This is a genomic window from Streptomyces sp. NPDC058289 (genome assembly GCF_042880975.1).
Taxonomy (GTDB): Bacteria; Actinomycetota; Actinomycetes; order Streptomycetales; family Streptomycetaceae; genus Streptomyces; species Streptomyces stoeckheimensis.
Genome location: NZ_JBHVYI010000019.1, coordinates 43,199 through 64,180 on the forward strand (window position 1 = coordinate 43,199; position 20,982 = coordinate 64,180).

The following is a 20,982-nucleotide window of genomic DNA, read 5'->3' on the forward strand; positions in this document are numbered from 1 at the left end:
GCGGTGGTTCCGGTGCGGTGGTTCCGGTGAGGGGAACGGTGCCGGGCGGGTCAGACCGCCCCCGGGGCCCTGCCGAGCACGAGGCTCACGTTGTGGCCGCCGAAGGCGAAGGAGTTGGACACCGCGGCCTCGGGCGCCGCCGCGCGGGGCGCGCCGCGGACGTGGTCGAGCGCGCAGGCCGGGTCCGGCCGGTCGAGGTTGGCCGTCGCCGGCAGGCTCCGGTGGTGCAGGGCGAGTACGGTCGCCGCCGCCTCCACCGCGCCCGCCGCGCCCAGGAGGTGGCCGATGGCGCCCTTGACCGAGCTGACCGGCGGCCCGTCCTCGCCGAACACCGAGCGGACGGCCCGTGCTTCGGCCAGGTCGCCCACCTTGGTGCCCGTCCCGTGGGCGTTGACGTAGCCGATGTCCCGGGGGGCCAGCCCCGCGTCCGCCAGCGCGCGGCGCATGGCGTCCGCCGCGCCCTCGCCGTCGGGCCGGGGCGAGGTCGGGTGGTGGGCGTCGCTGGTCGCGCCCCAGCCCAGGACCCGCCCGTAGGCGTGCGCCGAGCGGGCGCGGGCGTGGGCGGCCCGCTCCAGGACGAGGACCCCGGCGCCCTCGGCGAGGACGAAACCGCTCCGGTCCAGGTCGAACGGGCGGCTGGCCGCCGCCGGATCACCCGTCCCGGCGCGGGCCAGCGCGCGGGCGTTGCCGAAGGAGGTGGCCACGGAGGGGGCGAGCGCGGTGTCGGTGCCCCCGCAGATCACCACGTCCGCGGTGCCCTCGCGGATCAGCCGCAGTCCCTCGGCCACCGACATCGCTCCCGCCGCGCAGGCCGTGGCGATGGAGCTGCTGAGTCCGCGGACGCCGTGGCGGATGGCGATGCGGGCCGCCGCCATGTTGGGCAGCATGCCGGGAAGGAGGTACGGGCTGACCGCGGCCCGGCCCCGGGAGGCGCGGGCCACGGCCTGCTCCTCGTACGTCGCGAGCCCGCCGGCGCCGGTGGAGACCACCACCGCCACCCGGTCCGCCGCCACGTCCTGGCCCACCGTCAGCTTGGCGTCGCCGAGGGCCTCGTCGGCGGCGGCCAGCGCCATGAGCACGAACCGGTCGACCGACCGCGCCTCGGCACGCGGCAGCAGGTCCAGGGCGGAGATCTCGGGGGCCACCCCGGCCACGTCGGCGCCGGTCGCGGCCCACGCCTCGCCCTCCAGCCGGCGCAGCCCGGAGCGCTGGGCCGCGAGCCCGTCCACGAAGGCCGGTACGCCGATCCCGAGCGGGGTGACCAGTCCGATCCCGGTGACCCAGACGTCGTACTGCTCCCGGAGCCCGCTCCTCACGACTCCTCCCCGGCGAACGGCGAGGCATCCGGAGCGACGTCCCGCGCGGGCCGTACGAGCAGGGCGCGGGCGCTCGCGGGCCCGCCGTCCGGGCCGACCTGCTCCACGAGCAGCAGCAGCGCCTCGTCGGCATCGCCCCCGTCGACCAGGGAGCGGGTGACGTCCAGGGCTTCGCCCAGCGGATCGGCGGTCGCCGCATCGGGGCTGAAGCAGATCACCGGACCGGCGAGCCCCCAGCGCTTGGCGATGTGACCGACCACCGCGTTGGGCACGGACTGGAAGAACAGCAGGGGAGCCGCGGGCCGGCAGGCGTCCACGGCGACCGCGGTCGCCGTGTGCGTCTCCAGGTCCCCGCCCCGGGAGGCCAGCACGATCGCCGTACGCCCGGCCCGTCGTACGGACTCCTCCGCGCCGGGCTCCGCCCCGCCGGGAGTCCCGTACACCTGCTCCAGGCAGCGGTCGGCGGCGGCCGAGGCCATCGGGCTGAAGGAGGAGACGGCGAAACCGGCCAGCGGCACCGGCAGTGCCGGGTCGCCCGGGGCGGGCCAGACGCCCTCCGCGAGGACCTCCGCGGCAGCCGCGGGGAGGGTGGAGAGGGTCGGGGAAAGGGTCGGGGACGTGGTCATGGCGCGCTCACCACCAATGCGGTGTTGGCCCCGCCGAAAGCGGCGTTCAGGCTGAGGACGTGCCGGGGGGAGACCCGGCGGGGCGAGCCGAGGACCAGGTCCAGGCGGCAGTCGTCGTCGAGCCCCAAGTGGCCCGCGTTCACGGGGAGTTCCCCACTGCGCAGGACCAGCAGGGTGACGGCGAGTTCGAGCATTCCGGACGCCTCCAGGGAGTGCCCGTGGAGGGACTTCGTGGAGCTCACCGGGGTGCTGTCGACCGCGTGCCCGAGGGCGAGGCGCAGGGCGGCGCTCTCCGAGGAGTCGTTGGCGGGCGTGCCGGTGCCGTGGGCGTTGACGTAGCCGATGTCCGCGGGCGTCAGCCCGGCCCGGTCCAGCGCGGCGCCGATGGCCCGCGCCATCCCCAGGCCCTCGGGGTGCGGCCGGCACACGTGGTGGGCGTCGCCGGCCAGGCCCCAGCCGGACAGGACGGCGAGCGGCCGGGCACCGCGCGCGGCGGCGGCCTCCGCGGACTCCAGGACCACCGCGCCGACGCCGTCGCCGAGCAGCAGGCCCTTCCGGCCGGAGCTGAAGGAGCGCAGGACGCCGTCCGGGGAGAGCGCCCGGCCGGCGGAGAACAGCGCGAAGTTGTCCTCGTCCACGAGGTAGCCCGCTGAGACGACCACGCGGTCCTCCCGGCCGGTTCGGATCCGTACGGCCGCCTCGAAGACCGCCGTACTGGCGGCTACACAGGCGTTGGTGTAGGTCCGGGCCGCGCCGAGCAGCCCGCAGGCCCGCGCCAGGGCGGCCGCGGTGTCCGAGATCGCCGACTTGCCCTGGACGGCCAGCGGCCCGCGGGCCACGGCCGGATCGGCGTGCCGGCCCAGCAGGAGCGGAGCCTGCGCCCGCTCCGCCGGAGACAGGCCGGCCTGCTCGCAGGCCTCCTCCACGACCCGGCGCAGCTCCTCGTCCAGGTCGGGCGAGCCCGGCAGTACGGCGGCGACGCCCGTGCGGTACCGGTCCGTGGCGAACCGCCCGACCGGTCCGAACGCCGCCCGGGAGGCGGCCAGTCCCCGCCCGAGGGCCTCCTCGCCGCGGCCGAAGGCGCTGGTGACGCCGAGCCCGGTGATGACGACCGCCCGGTCCGCCCGGTCGGCCCGGTCCGCCCCGGTCACGAACCGCTCCCGCCCGGCACGGGAGCGGCCAGGGCGCCGGCCAGCACCGCGACGGCGCCGTCGACCGTGTCCATGGCCTCCAGCTCCTCGTCGAGGTCGATCCGGATGCCGTACCGCTCCTCGACCACGTGCACCAGCCAGGCCAGCTGCAGGGAGTCGATCCGCTCGCCCACGTCGCCCGGGGCGCACTCGTCGTGCTGGGCCAGCAGGGCGATCACCTCCGGGCGGCCGGGGGCGGGGGACCGGCCGCTCACGCCGAGCCAGCCTGGGCCGTGACCTGGGTCCTGCGCTGCTCGACCTGGGAGACGAACTCGCCGATGGTCATGGTCTGCAGGGCCTCGACGTCCTCGTCGGAGAACTTGACCCCGTACTCCTCCTCGACCTGCATGACGAGTTCGGCGGTGGTGAGCGACTCCAGCTCCAGGCCGTCGTCGCCTATGGGGGTGGCGTCCGTGACCCCGGCGGTGTCGAGGTTCATGGTTTCGAGGGTGTTCACTACGAATGCGCGCACAGGGGTGCTCATGAACTGGCTCCTTGGATCAGTGTTCGTATGGGTGTTCAGGACGTGGCCGGGCACCGGGGACGAGTGGGGGTGTCGGTGTCGGTGTCCCGTGTAGAGGTGTGGCTCGCGGTCCCGGTCGGTGACCAGCGCAAGCACGCGCACGCGCTGCTGCGGCGGGCCGCGGCGGCGGTACTGGGCGTCGGGCCCGAGGGCCTGACCGTGGCCCGCGAACCGGGCGGACGGCCGTACGTGGTGTCACGGCCCGGCGCCACGGACCGCGGATCGCGGCCGCCGGTACGGGTGAACGTGAGCGTGAGCCACACCCGCGGTCTGACCGCGGTCGCGGTCTGCACCGGCGGAGACGTGGGCGTGGACGTGGAGCCGGCCCGCGAGCTCCCGGCGGTGGCCCTCGCCCGGCGCTGGTTCGCCGAAGAGGACGTCCGCTGGATCGAAGGCCATGCACCCGCCCTGCGGGCCCGCGCCCTGCTGTGGGTCTGGACGCACAAGGAGGCACTGGGCAAGGCGGTCGGCACCGGGCTGGCCGGCGGAGGCCGGCTGCGGCCGGTTCCGCTGCCCGCCTCCGGCCTGCCGCCGGAGCCCGCCGGGCATCCGGTGACCCTGCGGGAGATCTTCCCGGGCGCGGGCCTGACCAGCGCCGTCCCCGGCGGCCCCGAGGGCTACGTGCTGTGCGTGGCCGGCGGCCCGGGAACGGAGGGCGCTCCGGTGTCGGTCACCCGCGTGGACGGCTGAACTCCCCAGCGGCGCGCTCGGGTTCCCGTAAGGCGCCACGGTGATCACACCCGTTCCAGGGCGGCAGCCCGCAGCGCGGCCGGGTCCCGTACCGGCTTCCCGGTGGTCGTCCGGGGCAGGGCGGTCAGCACGTGGATGCGGCGCGGCAGCTTGAAGCCGGCCACCCGCTCGGCGAGCAGGCTCTCCACGGCCCGCGCCGTGACCTCCTCGTCGAGGACCGCGTACGCCTCGATGGCCCCGTCGTGGACCACCACCGCCTCGCGGACGCCGGGCAGTTCCGACAGGGTCCACTCGACCTCGGTGAGGTCGACCTTGAGCCCGCCGACCGACACCTGGGAGTCCAGCCGGCCCACGATGGCGAGCAGCCCGGTCTCCGGGTCGAGCGTCCCGGCGTCGCGGGTGCGCAGCCAGCCGTCCGCCCAGCGGTCCGGGCCTGCCGCACCGAGGTACGGGCTGGCGTCCCGGCGTACCAGCAGTTCGCCGTCCACGACCTTCGCCTCGATGCCCGGAGCCGTACGCCCCGTGGCCGGCCGGGAGGCCCCGGACAGGTCGGCCGCGATCACGCCCGTCTCCGTCATCCCGTACACCTCGCCCAGCGGTACGGAGTACCGCGCGGCGAAGGCCTCGGCGACCCCGGGCCGCACCGACTCGCCGGCGGATATGGCCCCGACCAGGTGCGGCAGCGGCGGGGGAGCGGAGACCGAGGCCAACAGCTGCGCGTGGAACGGCACGCCCGTGATCACGGTCGGCGCCGTCCGCGCGGCCACGGCGGCGAGGATGCCGTCGGCGCTCATCCGCTCCGGCAGCACGATCTCGACGCCCGCGTGCAGGCTGTGCAGGACCCCCGCCATCAACCCCATCGCGTGGATCAGGGAGTTGAGGACCACGATGCGGTCGCCCCGCCGGGGCATGCCGGGGATCAGGGTGTAGCGGTGGACCTCGGCGCCGAGGTCCGCGGCGGTGCGCCCGATCACCTTGGAGGGACCGGTGGAACCCGAGCTGAGCTGGACGAGCGCGTGCCCGCTCGCGGCCGGGCGCCCCTCGGGGTACGGCTCGGCCACGGCGTCGACCGTGTGGAAGCCGCGCAGGACGCCGAGGCGCACCGGCCCGGCCGGCCGGACGAGGAGCTGAGGGGCCGTCCGGCGCAGCGCACGGTCGCTCTCGTGGGCGGTCAGCCGGTGGTCGAGCAGGATCACCTGGGCCCCGGTCCGCCAGGCGGCCAGCAGGTGGGTGAGCAGCGCGAGGGACGGCGGCAGCTGGAGGGCGACCGACCCGCCGCGGCGCAGTCCGGCCTCCGCCAGCTCGGCGTGGCGGGCCCCGACCTCGCGGCGCAGACCGGCGCGATCCAGCCGTTCGCCGATGTGCACGGCAGGCTCGGCATCGTCGTGGCCGGCGTGCAGGAGCAGCTCGTCGACCCAGCTTCCGTCGTGCTGCTGCGGATCGGTCGTCCCGGGCCCGGGGCCCCCGAAATCGCTGATCACGAACAAACATCTCCCCGTTGCACTGCCCCGTTGTGCTGCTGATTCACCCTGGCTGGCTCAGCAGTTCCGCATAATAGAAACGACCCCTCGGGGACTGTCAAGCGTCATATGCAAAGCGCGACAGCATTCTTGCGGAATTGCGAATTCCTACTGCCGAGTTGCCTTGCGGGGGCGGTTGCGGGACGCGGAAAATGTTTGACTGAACAGGGACTCCCTGTAGGGTCTGCCCGTGTTGAACGGGGAGATCATTCATTCCCCGATTTCCCTGGCGGGGAATCGGGAGCTCAGGGCCGGTATGCATTGACCGGCTGTAGCGCCTGCGCGCGGCGCCGGTTTATCCGGGGGGCCATCGAGGCGATCTTTCCCGGGCTGCGTAGTCCGTCCGGAATTCAGTCATCAGATCTTTCTATCGGATCCGGCTGTCGAATCCGTCCCTCCATGACCTCGTGAGGTGAGCATGCGCACTCTCCTGGTGGATAATTACGACTCCTTCACCTTCAATCTGTTCCACCTCCTGGCGGAGGCCAACGGGCAGGAGCCCGTCGTCATCCGCAACGATGAGCCGGGGTGGAGAATCAGCCATCTGGAGGAGTTCGACAACGTCGTCCTGTCTCCCGGACCCGGCACCCCCGAGCGCCCGGAGGACTTCGGCATCTGCACCGAGATCGTCCGCGCGGCGGACCGCCCGGTCCTCGGCGTGTGCCTCGGCCACCAGGGCATAGCCCACCTCGGCGGCGGCTCCGTCCGGCGGGCCCCCGAACCCCGGCACGGACGGGTCTCCCCCGTGGAGCACTCCGGGACGGACCTCTTCGCCGGGATCCCCTCGCCCTTCGACGTCGTGCGCTACCACTCCCTCACCGTGGCCGACCTGCCCGCGGACGTCTTCGAGGCCACCGCGTGGGCGCCGGGCGGCATCCTCATGGGCCTGCGCCACCGCGAGCGCCCGCTGTGGGGCGTGCAGTTCCACCCGGAATCCATCAGCAGCGAGCACGGACTGCTGATGATGCGCAACTTCCGCGAGCTCACGGCCCGCTGGCAGGAGGAGCACCCCGGCGCGCGGCCGCTCGCACCGGCCGCGCCCGCCGCCGCGCCCGCCCGCCCCGCCCCGAGCCGGCACCTGCGCGTCCTCACCGAGCGGCTGCCCACCGCATGGGACCCCGAGATCGTCTTCGACGAGCTGCTGCGCGGCGGGAACCACGCCTTCTGGCTCGACAGCAGCCGCAGCGACGGCGCCACGGGCCGCTTCTCGATCATGGGGGACGCCTCGGGCGACCTGGCCCGCGTGGCCACGGCCGACGTGGCGGCCGGCACGGTCACCGTCGTGTCCGAGCGGGACGGCGTCCGCAGCGCGCAGGTCGCGCAGCGCCCCTTCTTCGACTGGATCGACGAGGACCTGAAGTCCCTGCGGGTGGACCTGCCCGACCGGGCCGAGAACCCCTGCAACTTCGCCCTCGGCTGGGTCGGGTACCTCGGCTACGAACTGAAGGCGCAGTGCGGGGCGGGCCCGGTCGTCCACCGCTCGCAGCAGCCCGACGCCACGATGGTGTTCGCGGCCCGCGCCCTGGCCTTCGACCACCTGACCGGCACCACGCACCTGCTCGCCCTGGCCCCCGCCGACCCCGGATCCGCCGCCGCCGCCGCCGACGCAGAGGCCCTCGCCCTCGACGCCTCCGCCCGAGCGTGGCTGCACACCACCGCCGGCCGGCTGCGCGCCCACGCCGGCCGGACGGCGGACGCCGACGTGCCCGCGCAGCCGGTGGACGCCGGCGATCTGAGCCTGCGCCACGACCGGGACGCCTACCTGGACCGCATCCGGCGCAGCCAGGAGGACATCGCCGCCGGCGAGACCTACGAGGTCTGCCTCACCAACGAGCTGCACAGCGAGGCGAAGGTGGACCCCTGGGAGGGGTACCGGTTCCTGCGCCGCACCAGCCCGGCGCCGTTCGCCTCGCTGCTCCTCTTCGAGGACCTCGCCGTCCTCAGCACCTCGCCGGAACGGTTCCTGCGCGTCACCGCCGAGGGGCTGGCCGAGTCCAAGCCGATCAAGGGCACCCGGCCGCGCGGCGCCACCGCGCAGGAGGACGAGGCGCTGCGGGCCGATCTGCGGACCAACGAGAAGGACCGATCCGAGAACCTGATGATCGTCGACCTGGTCCGCAACGACCTCGGCCGGTGCGCGGAGGTCGGCTCGGTCCACGTGCCCAAGCTGTTCGACGTGGAGACCTTCGCCACGGTCCACCAGCTCGTCAGCACCGTACGGGCCACCCTGCGCCCCGGAGTGAGCGCCGTGGAGTGCGTGCGCACCGCGTTCCCGGGCGGCTCGATGACGGGCGCCCCCAAGATCCGTACGATGCAGATCATCGACGAACTGGAGGAGGGCCCGCGCGGCGTGTACTCCGGAGCGATCGGCTACTTCTCCCTGTGCGGCGGCGCCGACCTCAGCATCGTCATCCGCACCGCCGTCGTGACGGAGGAGGGCATCCGCTACGGAGTCGGCGGCGCCATCGTCGCGCTCTCCGACCCCGCCGACGAGTACGAGGAGACCATCACGAAGACGACCCCGCTGCTCCGCCTCCTCGGCAGGGGCTTCCCCGGCCGCGAAGCGGCGGCATCCGCCGCGCCCCCGGTGTCCCGTTGAGCGGGCCAACCGGCCCGACGGGGCCCACCGCACCGACGGGGCCCACCGCACCGACGGCGCCGAGCCCGCAGCCCCCGCCCACCGCGCCGGGCCGCGCCGACCGCCTCTTCGCGCTCACCCGGTACGGCGCCCTGCGCGAGGTCCCCGCGACGGACGCCCCGGGCACGCTCCTCGCCGCGGACTCCTGGCTGGTCGACGACGGCCGGGTCCGCGCCCTGGACCGGCACCGCAGCCGCTTCACCGCCACCTGCACCGAGACTGCCGGCGTGCCCGTCGCACTCCTGGACACCTTCTGGACCGCGATGGCGGCCCTGCTGCCCCGCGAGGCCGGCCACTGGTTCCCGCGCGTGGAGCTGGAAACCGGGTCCCCGGACGCGTCCCCGGACACGGCCCTGCCCGGCGGCCACCGGCTGCTGTACCGGCTGCGCCCCGCGCCCGCGCGCTCCACGACGGCCAGGGTCTGGGGACTGGCCGTCTGCGACCCGCGCCGGACGCCCCGTCACAAGGGGCCGGACCTGGGCGCCCTGGCGGCCGTCCGCTCCAGGGCCACGGCCGCGGACGCCGACGAGGCGCTCCTGGTCACCGCGGACGGAGTGGTGCTCGAAGCGGCCAACTCCTCGCTCCTGTGGTGGGAGGAGGACGTCCTGTGCCATCCGCCCGCCGAGCTCCCCGTGCTCCCCGGGGTCACCGCCTCGCTGCTGCTCGACCGGGCGGCGCGCACGGGCGTGACCGTACGGCCCGTCCGGCGCAGGCTGTCCGCGCTGGCCGGACGCGAGGTCTGGGTGGTCAACGCCCTCCACGGCCTGCGCCCCGTCACCGCCTGGACGGGCGGGTCCCTTCCGGCCGGCGCCCCGCTGCACGCCGCTGCGTGGCAGAGCTGGCTGGACGGGCTGCGGACCCCGCTCCCGGCGTGAGCCCGCTTCCGGCGTAATCCCGCTCCCGGCGTGATCCCGCCACGGCGAACCGCCGCCGCTCCACGACCACGGCGGCGGTTCCCGCCGCGCACATGCCCGGCGCAGATGCCGGACGCCATTCCGGGGAAAGGACCGAACCAATCGGTGCGGGCGCCGAATTGCTTTTCCCGTCGGAGCCGACCGGGAATTCGGCTTCGGCTTCGGCTTCGCCGCTATTCGGCCGCCGCGATCGGCTGGAGCCGGCGGGGGATCGTCGAGCCGGCCGGATCGGTCCGGGCCAGATCGCCGGAGAGCACGGCCTGGTGCAACTGCTGGAGCGGAGCGGACGGCTCCAGCCCCAGTTCGCGTACGAGCGAGGCCCGCAGCTTCTGGTAGGCCTCGAGAGCACGCCAGCCCCCGCCCGAGCGGTGCAGGGCGCGCATCAGCTGCCCGCAGAAGCCCTCGTGGAGGGGATGGCGGGCCGCCAGCACTCGCAGTTCGGGGATCACCTCGGCGCAGCGCCCGAGCCGGATGTCGGCCTCGATGCGCCGCTCCAGGGCGGCCGTGCGCTCCTCGTTGAGCTGGAGCACCTCGAGCTCGAGGATCGATCCCGCGCGTACGTCGACCAGCGCCGGCCCCTGCCACAGCGCGAGCGAGCGGCCGAGCAGGTCGGACGCGGCACGGTAGTCGCCGATGTCGTAGGCCGCCCGGCCCTGCCCCGCGAGCCGCTCGAACTCGTGGGCGTCGACCTGGCCCGGAGGCACCTGGAGCAGGTAGCCGCCGAACCGGGTGACGAGGACCTCCTTGGCGTCGAGCGCCGGGTCCCGCTCCAGGGCGGTGCCGATCTTCCGGCGCAGCTGGAGGATGTAGGTCTGCAGCGTCGTGGTGGCGCTGCGGGGGATGTCCTCGCCCCAGATCTCCTCCATCAGCGTCGGCACGGTGACGACCCGGCCGGCGTGCAGGGCGAGAAGGGCCAGCAGTTGCCGGGGCTTCGTAGCGGTCGGAACCACCGAGACGCCGCGCTCCTGGGCAGTGAGCGACCCGAGTACTTTGATCTCCATCTGTGCGCTCTCCCTCATCGGGCCACGGACGCCGGACAGTGTGCGACGACCCCTTTGGAGTCAGGCAAACAGCGTCGCAGCAGAGGCCTCCGGCGGCCCAGTGAGGTGCGCACGAGGTGAATCATGAAAATGTCATACGCGGCCGGTGAACGTGGCACTGCCGGTTCTGTGAGGTCCCCCTCCAGACTCTCGTCCCAAGCAGACACCAGCGCAGCACCGTTCGTCTCAGGGGGATGTCATGAACGTGGCCCAGGAACTTTTCCGTTTCGCGGAACTCGCCGCCCGTACCGCTCTGGAACCGAAGCTCGGACAGCGCTTCGACGCCGACCCGGCCGGGGTCCTGCTGGAGTTCGGACTCGAAGCCCAGGGAGTGGACTGGACGGCCGGTGCGACCCTCTCCATCGACGATCTGAGCGCCGTCACCGGTTCGATGTCCAGCTGCCTGCGCTGCGGCACCTGCATCGGCGGCAACCTCACCGACCAGGCCGACCTCCAGGTCGCGGCGTGACGCCCCCGCGGGAGCCCCAGGCGGGCCCCTTCGTGGCCTTCAAGCGCCACGTGCGGGCCGAAGCGGTCCCGGGCGAGGCCGCGTTCGTCCTGTCCGACCAGGGCGTGACCGTCCTGCGCGGCGCCGGCATAGAGAGCCTGGTCCCGCTGCTCGACGGCAGCCACACCCTGGACGCGTTACTCAGGGCCGCCTCGGCGACCATGCCGGTCGCCGAGGTGGGGCGGGCGCTGCGGAGCCTCGCGCAGGCCAATCTGGTCGGGTACCGACACGGCGGAGCCGACACCGCCGGCGCCGACCCGGCCGGCGGGGACACCGCCCTGGCCCAGGCCTACTGGGACCGGGCAGGCCTCGACGGGTACGAGGCGACGGCCGAGGTCCGCACGGCGCCGGTCGCCGTGATCCCGGTCGGCGGGGTGAACGCCGCCGAGGTCCGGGCCGCCTGCGCCGCCTCCGGGCTCAACGCCGTGGACGAGGACGCCGACACCCCGCTGGCCCTGGTGGTGTGCGCGGACTACCTGGACCCCGGGCTGAGGTCCGTCTCCGAGCGGCTGCGCCGCCAGGGCCGGTCCTGGCTGCTGGCCAGGCCGTTCGGCGCCGATCCCTGGACCGGCCCGTTCTTCTCGCCGGCCACCGACGGACCCGACGGGCCCTGCTGGTCCTGCCTGGCCCACCGGCTCTCCGAGCACCGCGCCGGGGAACTCCCCGTACAGCGCGCCCTGGGCCTGGACGGGCCGGCGCCGCGACCCGCCCCGACCCTCTCGGCCGTACGGTCCCTGGGACTGCAGTGCGCCGTGCTGGAGCTGTCGAAGTGGCTCGCGGGACTGCGCTACCCGGAGCAGCGGTCGGTGTGCGTCCTGGACAGCCTCAACCTGAGCACCGCCCACCACACCGTGCTGCGCCGGCCGCAGTGCCCCGACTGCGGGGACCCCTCGCTGGTCGCCCGGCGGACGGCGCGGCCCCTCGCCCTGGCCTCCCGGCCGAAGGCGGAGGGCACCGGCAGCAACGACCGGGCCGTCTGCGCCGAGGGCATCCTCATCGAGAACCGCCATCTGATCAGCCCGGTCACCGGCATCGTGACGAACGTCCGCCCGGTCCCGGGACTGCCCGACGGACTGCACGCCTACGACTCCGGTCACAACCTCGCCCTGCGCGGGCACTCGCTGGCCGGGGTCCACCAGGTCCTGCGGGCCCGCAGCGGAGGCAAGGGGGCGACCGCCACCGAGGCCCGGGCGAGCGCGCTCTGCGAGGCGGCGGAACGTTACAGCGCCGCCCGCCAGGGCGACGAGCTGGTCATCCGCGAGTCGCTGGCCGGGCTGGGCGCCGCGGCCGTCCACCCCAACGCGTACCAGCTGTTCGACGAGCGGCAGTACGCCGACCGGGCGCGCTGGAACGCCCTGCAGGCCCCCTTCCACCGGGTGAGCCGGCCCTTCGACCCCGCAGCCGAGACCGAGTGGACCCCCGTCTGGTCGCTCACCGCCGGGGCCCACCGGCTGCTGCCCACCTCCACCCTGTACTTCGACACGGGCGCGGGCGCCTCCCGGGACGGCCTGTGGGCCGACTCCAACGGCAACGCCGCGGGCGGCAGTCTCGAGGACGCGGTGGTCCAGGGCGTGCTCGAACTCGTCGAGCGGGACGCCGTGGCGCTGTGGTGGTACAACCGGCTGAGCCTGCCCGGCCTCGACCTCGACTCCTTCGACGAGCCCTGGCTGGCGGCCACCAGATCGGCGCTCGACCGGGCCGGCCACCAGGTCTGGGCCCTCGACCTCACCTCCGACCTCGGAATCCCGGTCGTGGCGGCCGTCTCCCGGCGCACCGGCGGCCCCGAAGAGGAGTTCGTCTACGGGTTCGGAGCCCACCTCGACCCGCGGCTCGCGCTGCGCAGGGCGCTCACCGAGATGGTGCAGATGCTGCCCGCCCCCGGCGGTTCCGGTACGGCCCTGCCCGGACAGCCGCAGCTCTTCGCGGACCCGGCGCAGACCGGGCGGACCCCCGCGTCCTGGCGGTACGCCGGACGCAACGCGGACCTCCTCGACGACGTCACGCACCTGCGGACCCTGCTGGAGTCGCACGGGATGGAGCTGCTGGTCCTCGACCAGACCCGGCCCGACGTGGGCATACCCGTGGTCAAGACCCTGGTGCCCGGACTGCGCCCGTTTTACGCCAGGTTCGCCCCCGGACGCCTTTTCGACGTACCGGTGCGTCTCGGTCAGCGGAATACCCCCACCGCATTCCGTGAACTCAACGGGGTTCCGCTGCCCTTGTAGATGCCCTAGTAGTTGTCCTTCCGGATGCCCTTCCGGATCCCCTTGGAGATCAGCTCTCTGCTACCTCTCCGATCTTCGGCGGGCTCGGCATATAGTGCGGACTCGGACCCTCTCGTTTTCCCTACCGAGGAGTGAGCATATGACGGGCCGTTTCCGGACTGCGGACAACGACCTAGCTCAGGGAACCGAGCAAGCGGAAAGCTTGAATCCGGACAAGCGCGGGCGGGTCACCGACGTGCTGGCCCCGCGCCTCGCGCAGGGCATCGTGGTCACCGTCCTGTCCGGGTACGGAATCGTCACCCTGCTCAACGTCGAATACGCGCTGCGCGACCAGCGGCGCGAGCTCTTCGTCTGCGCGGCGGCGGTCCTGGTCCTCTACGGCCTCCAACTGGTCCTCACCTCGCCGAAGGCCCGGCGCTGGTCCACCGGCCGCAAGTGCGCGGCCCTGGGAGTGCAGTTATTCCTGACCTTCCTGCCCCTGGTCTGGCTGAACGTGGCGTGGGGCAGCGTGGCGGGCCCCCTGAGCGCCTCGGTGCTGCTGCTCGCACCGCCCAGGATCGCCTGGCCCTCCTTCGCGGCCATCTCGGGCGTGGTGCTGTGGTGGGCGGTGGGCCAGGGCGGCACCGTGCTGGACCTCGCGTACTCGACCATCTCCACCGCACTGACCGGACTGGTGGTGTACGGCCTCACCCGGCTGACCGACCTGGTCAACGAAGTGCACGAGGCCCGTGCGGAGATGGCGCGGATGGCCGTCATCCAGGAACGACTGAGGTTCGCGCGGGACCTGCACGACCTCCTCGGTTACAGCCTCTCGGCCATCTCGCTGAAGTGCGAGCTGATCCAGCGGGTCGTCGTCAACAACCCCGAGCGGGCACGCGAAGAGGTCGTCTCCGTGCTCGGGGTGTCCCGCCAGGCCCTCGTCGACGTACGTGCGGTCGCCCGCGGATACCGCGACATGTCGCTGGCGGCGGAGGCCGTCTCGGTGGCCGACGTGATGGCCTCGGCCGGCGTGGAGGCGGAGGTCGACATCGACTGCGGGCGGCTCCACCCGCTGGTGGACACCGTGCTGGCGACCGCCCTGCGCGAGGGCGTGACCAACATCCTCAGGCACAGCAAGGTGCAGTCCTGCACCATCAGGGCGGCGGTCGACGGGGAGATGGTGGAACTGGTGATGGAGAACGACGGGGTGGTGGCCGTCGGGCTCGCGGACCCCGCGGACCGGGGCAGCGGGCTGGGCAACCTGGACACGAGGCTCACTGCGATCGGCGGGACGCTGACCGCGGGCATCGAACCGCAGGGCCGGTTCCGGGTGACGGCGAGGGCGCCGATGAGGCCAGTCGCCCCCGACCCCCCGGACAGCGTCGGCCCACAGGGACGCGGGTACGACGGGAGCGCAGGAAGAGCGTCCGTCGCGGCGCTGGAACGTCGAGCCGGCTGAACCGGCGCGAGCCGACCGGCACGAGGGGTATACGGGGGAACAACCATGCTGTCGCTGCTTCTTGCCGAGGACGTCCACATGGTCCGCGGCGCACTCATCGCACTACTCGAACTGGAACCCGACTTCCAGGTGGTCGCCTCCGTGGACCGCGGTGACCTCATCGTGGCCTCCGCACTCGAATCGCGCCCCGACGTGGCGATCATCGACATCGACCTGCCCGGAATGGACGGGCTGACCGCGGCCGCCGAACTGCGCGAACGCCTGCCCGCCTGCCGCACGCTGATCCTCACCAGCCTCGGCAGGCCCGGCACCCTGCGCCGGGCGATGGCCGCCCGCGTCTCGGGGTTCCTGCTCAAGGACTCCCCGCCGGCCCGGCTCGCCCAGGCCGTACGGGCCGTGGCCAACGGACAGCGGGTGATCGATCCCGATCTCGCCCTCAGCGCCTGGGAGGCCCTGGACAATCCGATATCCCCGCGCGAGACGCAGGTGCTCAGGCTGGCCGCCCGGGGCGCCGACGCCGGTGAGATCGCCGAGCAGCTCTTCCTGAGCGAGGGCACGGTACGGAACTACCTGACGGCCATCGTGGACAAGCTCAACGCCCGCAACCGGATCGACGCCATCCGCATCGCGGAGGAGGCGGGCTGGATCCCGTAACGGCCGGACACAGGAGGGGAGCTCAGGCCACGCGCAGGACCCGGGTCGGCTCCTCGCTGACCTCCGCCGCGGCGGACAGCCCCGCCAGCCGGTTCCGGTAGCCGTCGCCGGCGCGCACCCGGGCACAGGCCTCGGCGTCCAGCCACCACAGCACGCCCAGGTACACCCGGGGGTCGGCGGCCGAGCGGAGCAGATCGCTGCCGCCGAAACCGCTGTCCGACACGCACTGCGCGACCAGGGCGCCGAAGTCGAGCTCGAACTGCTTCGGCGGGCCGTCGAGCACGGCCCGGACCAGCACGACGTGGGCGGCGTCCGAGAGCTCGCCTCCGACCGTCATCCGCCCGACGGTGACCATCAGTTCGCTGGTGGAGGTGGTTCCCGGACCGAGCCCGGGGTGCCGTACCGGCGACGGCCCGTCCTCGTGACCGGCCTCGTGCGAGGCCTGGAGCAGCCGGTCCAGGGTGCTCCACTGGTCGAGGTGGACGTAGCTGCCGGGGTGCTCCGGGCAGGCAGCCGTCACGAGCGCCTCGAAGCCCTTGGCGGACTCCCGGTGGCGCGCGTAGCCGACGAGTGCCCGCTCGAACGAGGAGGGATCCCCGGTCGTGGTCATCCGCTCGACGACCGTCACCTGCCGGCCGCGCTCTCGCTGGGACATCGGCGGCTCCCCTCCTGCTCCCTGCACGGCATAACCGGTGCATTGTCAGCACAGGCCGCTAGAGCGGCGATGGAACCCGGTCCCGTACGGCCCCCGCCTACCCCTCTTGTCCCGCTGTGGGCCCCGGGGGGAAGGGGTTTTCATCAGCCGTGTCGAACCTCTGCCGTTCCCTTGCCGGTCGCCTGGCCGTCGCTCGCGCACGCTGGTGGAGCAGGAGCCGCGAACACGGCGACCGACGGCCTCCGGGACGGGGCAGGGGAGGACGACGCGTGAAGAAGGTGCACTTCGCCGGGACACACCGGGTCCGCCACCCCGAGGAGACCTGGGCCCGCCTCGACGAGCTCCGCGACTCCTTCGGGATCACCCGGATCGCCGATGTCACCGGCCTCGACACCCTCGGCATCCCGGTCGTCGCCGCGGTCCGGCCCGCCGCCCGGACCCGGCCGCTCGCCTACGGCCGCGGAGCCACCCCCCTGCTCGCCCGGATCTCCGCCGTCATGGAGTCCGTGGAGCTCTGGCACGCCGAGTACGCCTGCCCGCCCGCCGAAGTGCTGCGCACACCCGCGCGCGAGCTCGCCCTGCCCTACGACGTACGGGCCCTGCCCCTGCCGCCCGGCAGCCTGCTGAGCGAACACACCCCCCTGGACTGGGTCATCGCCGCCGACCTGGTCACCGGCGCCCCCGTACCCGCCCCCCGGGCCTGCGTCCGCGCGGGCGAGGAAACCGGCACCGAGTGGCTGCCCCCGCTGCTGCGCACCACGGCCGACGGACTGGCCGGCGGCAACAGCTACGAGGAGACCGTGGTCCACGCGCTCTACAAGGTCATCGAGCAGGACTGCGCCCTCGCCCCGGCCGCCGCCCCGGCCCCGGCCTCCCCCGCCCCGGACGGCCTCGACACCACCGGTCCCGTCGACCCGGCCGGCGTGGACGACCCGCTCTGCGCCGAGGTGCTCGCCCGCCTCGCCGCCGCCGGAGTCCGCGTCACCCTCACCCGCCGCGCCAACCGCTGGGCGCTGCCCTGCTTCTCGGTGGGCCTGTGGTCGAAGTCCTTCCCCGTGCCCGTCACCGCCGTCGGCGTGCACAGCGACCCCGGCATCGCCCTCGGCCGCGCGCTGACCGGCGCCGCCCGCGACCGGCTGCGCGCCCTGGTGGGCGACGGCCCGGCCACGGCGTCCCGGGCCCGCGCGACGCCGCCGCGCGCCGCCCGCACCGCCGGGGCGCCCGCGGGGCGACTCCTCGACTGGCGGGAAGCCGCCGCCCACGCCGCCGAGTTCGCCGAGGACACCGACGAGATGCGCTGGCTCGCCGGCCTGGTCACCGCGGTGACCGGCCACCGGCCGGTGGCCGTGGACCTCAGCACCGAAACCGACTTCCGTGTCGTCAAGGTCGTCGCCGCGGGCCTCACCAGCCCCGCCACCGGCGCCGGCCCCGTACACCTGCCCGGGGAGCGCCGATGACCACCCACGTGTTCGTCGGAGCCGCCCTCGGCGCCGACGAGGTCCGCGCCGCGTACCCCGGATCGGTCCTCCACCCGCCGGCCCGCCACGGCGATCTGCTCGCCCTCGGCACCGGCCCCGGGGACACCGTCGTCCTCCTCGACGGCGTCCAGTGCCACGGCACCCCGGTGTCCCACGAGGAGATCCTCGACCTCCTCGCCGACGGCACCGCGGTCGTCGGCGCCGCCGGGTTGGGCGCCCTGCGCGCCGCGGAGTTGTGGCCGTACGGCATGCGGGGCATCGGCCTCGTCTTCGGCATGTTCGTCCAGGGCACCCTGGACGGCGACGCCGAGGTCGCCGCACACCGGCCCACGCACACCCACGGGCACCCCACCGTCGCGCTGGTCACCGTGCGCTGGACGGTCGCCAACGCCGTCACCGACCGGATCCTCAACCCCGCCACCGGCGACACCCTCCTCGATCTCGCCGGCTCGATGCACTCCGCCGAGCGCTGTTGGCCCGCGCTGATCCGGCTGGCCGGCGAGCACGCGAAAGAGACCGGCGAGGCCGCGGCGGCCCTGCGCGCGTACGCCCGGCGGACCCGCTCCACCACCGATCTGCAGCGCGTGGACTCCCTGCTGGCCCTGTCCTGGCTGGCCCAGGAAGCGCCCGCGTCCGCCGCGCCGCCCGCACCCGAGCCCCTGCTCGTACCCGCCTGGTTCCTCACGCCCACGAGCCGTCGCGCGCAATGGCGCAGCACGTTCCGGCCCACACCGGGAGCATCGCGCCACCCGGCCGTCCGGGAGCTCGACGTGCTCCGCTTCCAGCAGCTCTACGCGCCCGACTTCCCCGCCCGCTACCGGGGTTTCACCCTGCACCGGATCGCCGGGAACCTCCTGCCGGCGGGGGAATCGGAGCTGGAGACCTGTGCGCTGGAGTCCGCCGCACGCGCGGGCATCACCGCGGACCTGCTCCCCGCCCAGGCGTGGGAGCACTGGCTGACCCCCGGCGAGCGGCGCTCCGGAACCCCCTGGCACCGGCTGCTCACCCTGCTCGTCCGCTCCTTCCGCAGCGCACCGGGAGACGCCCCCTTCCACGGGGTGCCCGCGGAGCTGCGCCATGCGGACGCGGTGTGGGCGGCGAGCACCAACGCGGTCGCCGCCATCGACCGGCTGGGCGAGTCCGCAGCGGCGAGCGGACCGGGGGGCGCCGCCCGCCGGATCCCGGTGAGCGAGGTCCGCGGGCACCTCCGGGAGATCTGGGGTTCCGGCAGCCCGGCTGCCCTGGAAGCGGCGGCCCGCGACCGGGGATTCGCCTCGCTGGCCGAGGCGGAAGAGACCGCCCGCCGGTTCATGCCCCTGCGCGCGGCCCGGGCGGTCCCCGTCCCGCAGGCGCGTCCCTGACCGAACGGGGGCGCGGCGCCCGGTGGGCGTCAGCCCAGGTGGAGGCCCGCTAGCGCCCCGCTCTCGGCCCGCTCTCGCGCCCCGTCCGAGGCCTTCCGGCGGCGGTACTGTCCCGAAGTGGGGTCCACTCGCGGGCAGCGGACCGGACCGGGAGGCACCGATGAGGAACGTACTGATCGTCGAGGACGACGACGGAATCGCCGAGGCTCTGGAGCAGGCGCTGACCGTGCACGGCTATGCCACGTGCATCGCCGGCACCGGGGCGGCGGCCCTGGAGCAGCTGGACGACGCCGCCCTGGTCCTGCTCGACCTCGGCCTGCCCGACCTGGCCGGTCACGAGGTCTGCCGGCAGATCCGGGAGCGCTCCTGCGTCCCCGTCATCGCGCTGAGCGGCCGGGCCGACGAACTCGACCGCGTGATGGCCCTGCACATGGGCGCCGACGACTTCGTGGCCAAGCCCTTCGGCCGCTACGAACTGATGGCGCGCATCCAGGCCGTCTTCCGGCGCTCCGGCGACTGCCCCTGGCACGACGGCGCCGCCGCCGCGCACAGACCGGTGCCCGGGCCCGGTCCCGTACACGACCACGATCCCGCACCCGCACCCGCACAGACAGACGAAGGAGAACGCGCGGACGAGCACGGAGCCGGGGCCGACCGGGCCGGCGGCATCCTGCGGGCGGGCCCGCTCAGCCTGGACCGGCGTGCCCGCAAGGTGTACCTGGACGGCACGGAAGTACGCATCACCCGCAAGGAATTCGAGCTGTTGGCCATGCTGCTGGAGGAACCCGGCACGGTCATGGAACGCCAAGACATCATGGCGCGGGTCTGGGACGAGAACTGGTTCGGCTCCACCCGCACGCTGGACGTCCACGTGGGCTCCCTGCGCAGCAAGCTCGGCAGCAACGACTGGATCGAGGCGGCCCGGGGCGTCGGCTACCGCCTGACCGTCCCGCAGCCGCAGCCGCAGCCGCAGCCGCAGCCGCAGGCGTCGTGAACGCCGTGAACGCGCCCCCCGCGTGGGAGCCGGAGCCGCCCACGGTCGTGGTGGCCGCCGCCCACCAGATGCGCGGCCCGCTGTCCTCCGTACGACTGCGCCTCGAACTCCTCCAGGACCGCTACCTCGACGCGGCCGATCCCGCCCCGGGCCGGGAGGTGGCGGCCATCCTGAGCGAAGTGGCGCGGCTCTCCGAGGTCCTGGAACAGGTACTGGCCTGGGGCGCGGTCGAGCACGCCGTGGCCCGGGCCGAGACCGCGGACGCCCTGGCCGTCGCCGGCCTGCGCGTGGAGGCTTGGTCCGCCGCGGCGCGGGCCGGCGGCACGCACCTGGAGATCATCGGAGAGCGGGCGTCCCTCGTCCAGCAGCCCGGCACGCTGGAGCAGACCCTCGACGTCCTGCTGGACAACGCCCTCAAGGTCTCCCCGCGGGGCGGGACCGTACGGGTGTCGGTGGGCCGCGAGGCCCCCGGCGAGGTGGCCGTGGACGTCTGCGACGAGGGCCCGGGGATGTCGCTCGAGGAGATCGCCCACGCCTGCGAACCCTTCTGGCGCGGCCGCGCGGGCCGCGGCGGCCGGGGCAGCGGCCTCGGACTGACGATCGCCGCCGCCCTGCTCGGCGCCTCGGGAGGCCGCCTCGAACTCGGTCTGCGCACAGGCCTTTCCGGCCTGCGCGCGAGGGCCGTCCTGCCCGCGGACACCCCCGCGCCGACCGGCCCGCCTCAGGCTCCGGCCCCCACCGCGGGGGCCTCGCCGTTGCTCCACACGACCTCGTAGGAGAACCGTTGGATGCGCCAGCCCTCCGGGGTGCGCACCACCAGGGCCTCGTAGTGGCCGCCGACGTCGAAGTGCGTCCCCGGGTCCTCGCGCCGCTTGACGTGCACGGCCAGCGTGTGGGCCCGGACCCGGGCCCGGTCGCCGTCGAGGTCGATGTCGTGGTTCGCACTGACGTGATGGCTCTGGGCGAAGCTCGAACGGCCCATCTCCTGGAAGGCGACGAGCCCCTCGATGCCCTTGTACTCGCCGAAGGGGAAGCTGAGGACGACGTCCTCGGTGAAGACCGAGCCGAGCCACGCGTCGCTGTCCCGGTCCCGGTCCATGTGGCTCACGTAGCGGTCGCACAGCCGGGAGATCTCGCTGCGGTCGGTGAGCTCCCGCAGTTGGCCGGAGAGGTGCGCCACGAGATCGTCGTTGGTCGAAGACATGCTCTGTC

The 20,982-nt window shown here is 74.1% G+C and carries 20 protein-coding genes; 11 read left to right on the forward strand and 9 right to left on the reverse strand.

From position 1 onward, the window contains the following. Positions 1-50 precede the first annotated feature (50 nt). Genes ACFVX6_RS12535 through ACFVX6_RS12555 form a run of 5 tightly spaced genes read right to left on the reverse strand, consistent with a single transcriptional unit; the run spans position 51 to position 3,616 of the window. Positions 51-1,316, reverse strand: a complete 1,266-nt coding sequence (locus ACFVX6_RS12535) for a beta-ketoacyl-[acyl-carrier-protein] synthase family protein (RefSeq protein WP_389690560.1) — start codon at positions 1,314-1,316, stop codon at positions 51-53. Then, positions 1,313-1,942 carry a hypothetical protein gene (locus ACFVX6_RS12540; RefSeq protein ID WP_389690562.1) on the reverse strand — a complete coding sequence of 210 codons (630 nt, stop codon included), beginning with the start codon at positions 1,940-1,942 and terminating at the stop codon, positions 1,313-1,315. Before ACFVX6_RS12540 ends, ACFVX6_RS12535 begins: the two co-directional genes overlap by 4 nt. Continuing rightward, positions 1,939-3,093, reverse strand: coding sequence for a beta-ketoacyl-[acyl-carrier-protein] synthase family protein (locus ACFVX6_RS12545; RefSeq protein WP_389690564.1), 1,155 nt, complete (start codon positions 3,091-3,093; stop codon positions 1,939-1,941). Before ACFVX6_RS12545 ends, ACFVX6_RS12540 begins: the two co-directional genes overlap by 4 nt. After that, positions 3,090-3,347 (reverse strand): acyl carrier protein, encoded by a 258-nt coding sequence (locus tag ACFVX6_RS12550; RefSeq protein WP_250745326.1) that lies wholly within the window; start codon positions 3,345-3,347, stop codon positions 3,090-3,092. The genes ACFVX6_RS12545 and ACFVX6_RS12550 overlap by 4 nt, the downstream gene beginning before the upstream one ends. After that, entirely contained in the window at positions 3,344-3,616 is a 273-nt protein-coding gene (locus tag ACFVX6_RS12555) for an acyl carrier protein (RefSeq protein WP_389690566.1), read from the reverse strand. The genes ACFVX6_RS12550 and ACFVX6_RS12555 overlap by 4 nt, the downstream gene beginning before the upstream one ends. 81 nt (positions 3,617-3,697) lie before the next feature. Here ACFVX6_RS12555 and ACFVX6_RS12560 point away from each other — a divergent pair, with 81 nt between their 5' ends. Beyond that, a complete protein-coding gene (locus ACFVX6_RS12560; RefSeq protein WP_389690568.1) occupies positions 3,698-4,345 on the forward strand; it encodes a 4'-phosphopantetheinyl transferase family protein in 648 nt (215 codons plus the stop codon). A gap of 44 nt (positions 4,346-4,389) precedes the next feature. Here ACFVX6_RS12560 and ACFVX6_RS12565 read toward each other — a convergent pair whose 3' ends face one another. Beyond that, positions 4,390-5,826, reverse strand: coding sequence for a class I adenylate-forming enzyme family protein (locus ACFVX6_RS12565; protein ID WP_389690570.1), 1,437 nt, complete (start codon positions 5,824-5,826; stop codon positions 4,390-4,392). Positions 5,827-6,283: 457 nt separating this feature from the next. Here ACFVX6_RS12565 and pabB point away from each other — a divergent pair, with 457 nt between their 5' ends. Next, positions 6,284-8,464 (forward strand): aminodeoxychorismate synthase component I, encoded by a 2,181-nt coding sequence (gene pabB, locus ACFVX6_RS12570; protein ID WP_389690684.1) that lies wholly within the window; start codon positions 6,284-6,286, stop codon positions 8,462-8,464. Next, entirely contained in the window at positions 8,461-9,378 is a 918-nt protein-coding gene (locus ACFVX6_RS12575) for an aminotransferase class IV (RefSeq protein WP_389690572.1), read from the forward strand. The genes pabB and ACFVX6_RS12575 overlap by 4 nt, the downstream gene beginning before the upstream one ends. 212 nt (positions 9,379-9,590) lie before the next feature. Here ACFVX6_RS12575 and ACFVX6_RS12580 read toward each other — a convergent pair whose 3' ends face one another. After that, positions 9,591-10,418, reverse strand: a complete 828-nt coding sequence (locus ACFVX6_RS12580; RefSeq protein ID WP_250745320.1) for an AfsR/SARP family transcriptional regulator — start codon at positions 10,416-10,418, stop codon at positions 9,591-9,593. A gap of 238 nt (positions 10,419-10,656) precedes the next feature. Between ACFVX6_RS12580 and ACFVX6_RS12585 the strand changes: the two genes are divergently transcribed. The 4 genes from ACFVX6_RS12585 (at position 10,657) to ACFVX6_RS12600 (ending at position 15,282) form a co-directional block, all read left to right on the forward strand. Beyond that, positions 10,657-10,926 (forward strand): hypothetical protein, encoded by a 270-nt coding sequence (locus tag ACFVX6_RS12585; RefSeq protein ID WP_389690574.1) that lies wholly within the window; start codon positions 10,657-10,659, stop codon positions 10,924-10,926. Continuing rightward, positions 10,923-13,190 carry a TOMM precursor leader peptide-binding protein gene (locus tag ACFVX6_RS12590; protein WP_389690576.1) on the forward strand — a complete coding sequence of 756 codons (2,268 nt, stop codon included), beginning with the start codon at positions 10,923-10,925 and terminating at the stop codon, positions 13,188-13,190. Before ACFVX6_RS12585 ends, ACFVX6_RS12590 begins: the two co-directional genes overlap by 4 nt. Before the next feature lie 202 nt (positions 13,191-13,392). After that, the gene (locus tag ACFVX6_RS12595) at positions 13,393-14,628 is read left to right on the forward strand and encodes a sensor histidine kinase (RefSeq protein ID WP_389690578.1); all 1,236 of its coding nucleotides are present in this window, start codon (positions 13,393-13,395) and stop codon (positions 14,626-14,628) included. A 45-nt stretch (positions 14,629-14,673) separates the two neighbouring features. Further along, positions 14,674-15,282 carry a DNA-binding response regulator gene (locus ACFVX6_RS12600; protein WP_250745316.1) on the forward strand — a complete coding sequence of 203 codons (609 nt, stop codon included), beginning with the start codon at positions 14,674-14,676 and terminating at the stop codon, positions 15,280-15,282. Positions 15,283-15,304: 22 nt separating this feature from the next. On the opposite strand, the gene ACFVX6_RS12605 is transcribed toward ACFVX6_RS12600, so the two are convergent. After that, the gene (locus tag ACFVX6_RS12605) at positions 15,305-15,937 is read right to left on the reverse strand and encodes a hypothetical protein (RefSeq protein WP_389690580.1); all 633 of its coding nucleotides are present in this window, start codon (positions 15,935-15,937) and stop codon (positions 15,305-15,307) included. Between the two features lie 269 nt (positions 15,938-16,206). Between ACFVX6_RS12605 and ACFVX6_RS12610 the strand changes: the two genes are divergently transcribed. The 4 genes from ACFVX6_RS12610 (at position 16,207) to ACFVX6_RS12625 (ending at position 20,546) form a co-directional block, all read left to right on the forward strand. After that, complete coding sequence (locus ACFVX6_RS12610; protein ID WP_389690582.1) at positions 16,207-17,394, forward strand: YcaO-like family protein; 1,188 nt, start codon at positions 16,207-16,209, stop codon at positions 17,392-17,394. Beyond that, positions 17,391-18,776 carry a TfuA-like protein gene (locus ACFVX6_RS12615; RefSeq protein ID WP_389690584.1) on the forward strand — a complete coding sequence of 462 codons (1,386 nt, stop codon included), beginning with the start codon at positions 17,391-17,393 and terminating at the stop codon, positions 18,774-18,776. Before ACFVX6_RS12610 ends, ACFVX6_RS12615 begins: the two co-directional genes overlap by 4 nt. 160 nt (positions 18,777-18,936) lie before the next feature. After that, complete coding sequence (locus tag ACFVX6_RS12620) at positions 18,937-19,770, forward strand: response regulator transcription factor (RefSeq protein WP_389690586.1); 834 nt, start codon at positions 18,937-18,939, stop codon at positions 19,768-19,770. A 5-nt stretch (positions 19,771-19,775) separates the two neighbouring features. Continuing rightward, complete coding sequence (locus tag ACFVX6_RS12625; protein ID WP_389690588.1) at positions 19,776-20,546, forward strand: sensor histidine kinase; 771 nt, start codon at positions 19,776-19,778, stop codon at positions 20,544-20,546. Here ACFVX6_RS12625 and ACFVX6_RS12630 read toward each other — a convergent pair. Beyond that, positions 20,492-20,974 carry a nuclear transport factor 2 family protein gene (locus ACFVX6_RS12630; RefSeq protein WP_389690590.1) on the reverse strand — a complete coding sequence of 161 codons (483 nt, stop codon included), beginning with the start codon at positions 20,972-20,974 and terminating at the stop codon, positions 20,492-20,494. The two genes, ACFVX6_RS12625 and ACFVX6_RS12630, sit on opposite strands and share 55 nt — an antisense overlap. Between the last annotated feature and the right edge of the window lie 8 nt (positions 20,975-20,982).